This is a genomic window from Kitasatospora sp. NPDC056181 (assembly GCF_042266225.1).
GTDB lineage: Bacteria > Actinomycetota > Actinomycetes > Streptomycetales > Streptomycetaceae > Kitasatospora.
This window is the reverse complement of record NZ_JBHJUK010000279.1, coordinates 1-4,841: the sequence shown is the minus strand read 5'-3', so window position 1 is coordinate 4,841 and position 4,841 is coordinate 1. Positions and strand designations below refer to the sequence as shown.

The window sequence follows — 4,841 nt, the reverse complement described above, 5'->3', positions numbered from 1 at the left end:
CAGAGGGCACCGGGGCCGCCGGATGGGGCGGCCCCGGCGCCCTCTCCGGAGCGCGGGCCGGCCCGGCGAGCGCGGAACGGCTCGACGGGCGCGGGAGGGCTCAGCCCTGCGCGACGGCGGTCGCCGGGGCGACCATCAGCTGGGTGCGGCGCGGGTTGGCCGTGCTGGAGGGCAGCTCGGTGGCGTAGGTCACCACGTCCTCGGACCTGCGGGCGCCCGGGATCTTGCTGAAGTCCTCGACCGACGCCAGCGTCGTCCGGCGCGGGTTCGCCGTGGAACGGCTGGTGGACGTGGACTCGGTGGCGGCCTTGTTCGCCTGGGACATCTCGTCAGCACCTCGGGGTCGTGGACGGCACCGCGGTGTGAACCGGAGCCGGCCTGAGTGATTCGGGGAGATTCTGGGCAGGCTGATCGGGGCCGTGCTCCGGATGCAGCCCAGGTTACGGATCTCTTTCCACAGGGACCGTGACCAAAGCTACACATTGGCCTGTGATTTTGCTCACAAATTGACGAGTAATTCTCTTATATCCGACATATCGAAGCATCAGGTTTTACCGGCATATCGGATATATCGGGCATGCCGGATGCTCTGCTCGTCCAGTTGATCTCGGGTCGGCTTGGCATGTATCCGGCGAGTGTCCGAAAAAGGCGGTATTCCGGTCCGGTTACCGCACAGTCAGTGAAATCGCGCGCGCGGTCCGTAGCGCCGCCGGGTGAGCCCAGGCGGCCCTTGTTGGGATTCCCCGGCTGTGCTGGAATGCCACGGACCGTGGGTAGGGAGTAGTCCACCCCGGTGACCCGCTCTCCCGGACCGGCCGGGGTGCGGATGGAAACTCGACACCGTCCAGGCCGTGGCGACGCGGCGGGACGCCCGGTCCAGAGGTTGCGACGCCAGTGCAGGGACGTTTCAAAAGGGGTAGCGGCGCCGCGGGTGACCCGGAGTCGCGTGAGCCTGTGGCAGCCCCGCAGCAAGCGGCGGCGCCCGGCGGGCCGGGCCAGCCGACACTCGATGTGGGCGGCCGCCCGGAGGACGACGGCCAACAGGACCGGAAGTCCACCCGGGACAAGCTCCGCACGACCCTCACCCGGCGGCGCGCCACCGGTATGAGCCGGCTGGCGATGCGCAACTGGCGGATCCGTACCCGCCTGATCGCCCTGCTCGCGCTTCCCGTGCTGGTCGCGCTCGTCCTCGGTGGCCTGCGCATCCAGACCTCGCTCGAGGCCTCGCAGCAGCTGGCCCAGATGGCCAACCTCTCCGACCTGGCCAAGAAGGCGACCAACCTCGCCGACGCCCTCCAGAACGAGCGGGACATCAGCGCCGGCCCGATCACCGCGGACCCGCAGAAGCCGCTGGACGACGACATCGTCAGCGCCCGCAAGATCACCGACGACCTGAACCGCACGTTCACCGCGTCCTCGGACAAGTTCGAGAACCTCGAACTCTCCGGCGGCAAGGCGCTGCTCTTCCAGATCCGCCGCGACCTGAACTCGATCTCGGACGCCCGCGGCAACCCGTACCAGAACAACCAGAACATCCAGGCCACGATCACCGCCTACGACGTGATCATCCGAGACCTGCTGTCGATCTCCCAGGACATCGCCCTCGCGTCCAACAACAAGGACCTGGTCCGCGCCACCCGCGCGCTCCAGCAGTTCTCGCTGGCCAAGAACGCCACCTCGCAGCAGCGTGCGCTGATCAGCGCCGCGCTCGCCAACCCGAAGCCCGACCTCAGCCTGAGCGACGAGTCCTTCGGCATCCGCCTGCGCACGTCCTACGACAACGCGCTGACCAGCTTCAACAACATCTACACCTCGCACGACCTGGACAACCTGCGCGGCCAGCTCAGCTACAACTCGGTGGTCGCCGAGGGCGACCGCTACTCGCGCTCGATCCTCCAGCAGAGCGGTATCCACCAGACCGAGCCGGTCAGCTACAAGGACTGGTACGAGAAGATCAGCGCCAAGATCACGGCCGAGCGCCGGATCGAGGGCAAGCTGATCGAGGACCTCGACGGTAAGGCCCAGGACCTCCAGTCCCAGGCCGACACCGAAGCCCTGATCATCGGTGCCGCCGTCGCGCTGGTGCTGCTCGTCGCCCTCGGTGGCGCCGCCGTCATCGCCCGCTCGATGGTGCGCTCGCTGACCCGTCTGCAGGCCGCGGCCGAGGACGTCGCCGAGCGGCGTCTGCCCGAGCTGGTCAAGACGCTCTCCGAGAGCGACCCGCACGACGTCGACGTCACCGTCGAGCCCGTCGCCGTCGACTCCACCGACGAGATCGGCCACGTGGCCCACGCCTTCGACATGGTGCACAGCGAGGCCGTCCGCCTCGCCGCCGAGCAGGCCCTCCTCCGCGGCAACATCAACGCGATGTTCACCAACCTGTCGCGCCGCAGCCAGGGCCTCATCCAGCGCCAGCTGTCGCTCATCTCCGAGCTGGAGAGCCGCGAGGCCGACCCGGACCAGCTGGCCAACCTCTTCAAGCTGGACCACCTCGCGACCCGTATGCGCCGCAACGGCGAAAACCTCCTCGTCCTCGCCGGTGAGGACCCGGGCCGCCGTTGGACCCGCCCCGTCCCGCTGGTCGACGTGCTCCGCGCCGCCGCCTCCGAGGTGGAGCAGTACGAGCGCATCGAACTCGCCTCGGTGCCGTCGGCCGAGGTCGCCGGCCGCGTCGTCAACGACCTCGTCCACCTGCTCGCAGAGCTGCTGGAGAACGCCACCTCGTTCTCCAGCCCGCAGACCCGCGTCCGGGTCACCGGCCACGCGCTGCCGGACGGCCGGGTGCTGGTCGAGATCCACGACACCGGCATCGGCCTCAGCCCCGACGACCTCGCCGACATCAACGAGCGCCTCGCCAACCCGCCGACGGTGGACGTCTCGGTCTCCCGCCGCATGGGCCTCTTCGTGGTCGGCCGCCTGTCCCTGCGACACGGCATCCGCATCCAGCTGCGCCCCAGCGACTCCGGCGGCACCACCGCGCTGGTCATGCTCCCGGTGGACGTCACCAACACGGCCGACCGCCGCGGCGCCGGCCGTCCCGGCCCGGCCCAGGCCAAGCAGCAGCGCGGGGTCGCCCCGACGCCGCGCCAGCAGCGCCAGGTGCCCGCTCCCCCCGGCGGCCCGGCCGCGCTCGGCCAGGGTCCGGCGGGCGGCGCCCCGCAGGGCCGTCCGCAGCTCGGCCAGGGCGGCCCCGGCGGTCCTGGCGGTCCTGGCGGTCCGGGCGCCCCGGGTGGCAACGGCCTGCCGACCCGCCAGGCCGGCCAGTCGCTGCGCGAGACCCCGCCGCAGGGACGCCAGGGCCAGCCCGGCCAGCCCGGCCAGCCCGCTCAGCAGAACCAGCAGAACCAGCAGAACCAGCAGGGCCAGCAGAACCAGCAGGGTGGCCTCCCGCAGCGCAACCCGGGCCGGCAGGGCCCGCCGCAGGGCGGCCCCGGTGGCCTGCCCCGCCGCGGCCAGCAGCAGCCCGGCGCGCCGCAGGGCGGTCCGGGCCGGCCCGCCGAAGGCCGCCGCCCCGGCCCCGGCCAGGAGCGGCCGCGTCCCGGCAGCGAGTTCAACGGCGGTCCGGGTGCCCGGACCGGCGAGCAGCCGCAGCACGGCTGGGCCGACCAGTCCGGCCGCCCGGGGGCCCCGCAGGGCGCCCGCCCGGGCCGGCCGCAGGACGGCCTGCCGCAGCGCCGCCAGCCCGGCCAGGCCCCGCAGGGTCCGGGCGGCCAGGGTCCCCAGGGTCCGCAGGGTCCGGGCGGCCAGGGTCCGCAGGGTCCGCGCCGTCCGCAGCGCCCCGGCCCGGACGCGCCGCAGCAGGGCCGTCAGCCGCAGCTTCCGCCGCAGCAGACCCAGCCGCAGCAGGTCCAGCCGCAGCCGCAGCCCCACCAGCTGCCGCCGGCCGAGTCCTCGTCGATGGAGAGCACCGCGCAGTTCGCCCGGCCGCGCTTCGAGGCGAGCGAGATCGACCCGCGTGACCCGCTGGGCCTCGGCCTGGTCGAGCCGGTCCTGCCGAACGTGCCGAACCCGGCCGCCCGGCCGGAGCCGGTGCGACAGGAGCAGGTCCGCCAGGAGCCCGTCCGCCAGGAGCCGATGGCGCTGCCGACCGGTCCGTCCGACGGCGGCCCCCAGAGCAACTCGCCGGCCTTCGGGCAGAACGAGCAGGCCTGGTACTCCGAGAACGGCCAGCAGGGCCAGGCCGGGCAGGGCCGGCCGCAGCAGTACCAGCCGCGCCGGCCCGGGACCACCGCCCCGGGGATCCAGGAGCAGGGCCCCCAGGCCCAGCAGCACGCCCCCCAGGCGCAGGCCCAGCCCCAGCAGGCCCAGCCCCAGCAGGCCCCGCAGGCCCCGCAGCAGCAGGCCCCGCAGCACGGCCAGCCCGGCCAGGGCGACGCCCCGTGGCGCCCGTCCGCCAACGACGAGCGCTGGCGCCGGGCCGAGCAGGTCCGCGAGCCCTCGACCAACGGCGTCACGATGTCGGGCCTGCCCCGGCGGACCCCGCAGGCCAACCTGGTCTCCGGGACTGCCGAGGCGTCCCCGCTGACCGGTCCCCAGGTCTCCCGGGCTCCGGAGGAGGTGCGCGGCCGGCTGACCAACCTGCGCCGCGGCATCCAGCAGGGCCGCAGGGTCGGCGCGGAGCAGGCGGGCGGCCCGGGAAACCCCGGCGGCCAGGTCAATCAGCATGGTGCCCAGCAGCCCGGGTTCGATAGCTTCGGGGGCCGTACCGACGGCAATGGCGCAGATCATCAGGAGCGTTGAGTTGAATCAGATGAGCCAGGCCGCACAGAACCTGAACTGGCTGATCACCAATTTCGTGGACAACACCCCTGGGGTGTCGCACACGGTGGTGGTCTCCGCGG

2 protein-coding genes and 1 pseudogene are annotated in these 4,841 nt (G+C 72.8%); 2 read left to right on the top strand and 1 reads right to left on the bottom strand.

The window, feature by feature from the left end; genetic code table 11:
- Window positions 1-100 precede the first annotated feature (100 nt).
- Window positions 101-325 (bottom strand): hypothetical protein, encoded by a 225-nt coding sequence (locus ACFC1F_RS42630; protein ID WP_376167127.1) that lies wholly within the window; start codon window positions 323-325, stop codon window positions 101-103.
- Window positions 326-954: 629 nt separating this feature from the next.
- Here ACFC1F_RS42630 and ACFC1F_RS42625 point away from each other — a divergent pair.
- Both ACFC1F_RS42625 and ACFC1F_RS42620 read left to right on the top strand, forming a co-directional pair.
- Entirely contained in the window at window positions 955-4,740 is a 3,786-nt protein-coding gene (locus ACFC1F_RS42625) for a nitrate- and nitrite sensing domain-containing protein (RefSeq protein WP_376167124.1), read from the top strand.
- A gap of 10 nt (window positions 4,741-4,750) precedes the next feature.
- A pseudogene (locus tag ACFC1F_RS42620) lies at window positions 4,751-4,841 on the top strand (roadblock/LC7 domain-containing protein); the annotation flags it as partial.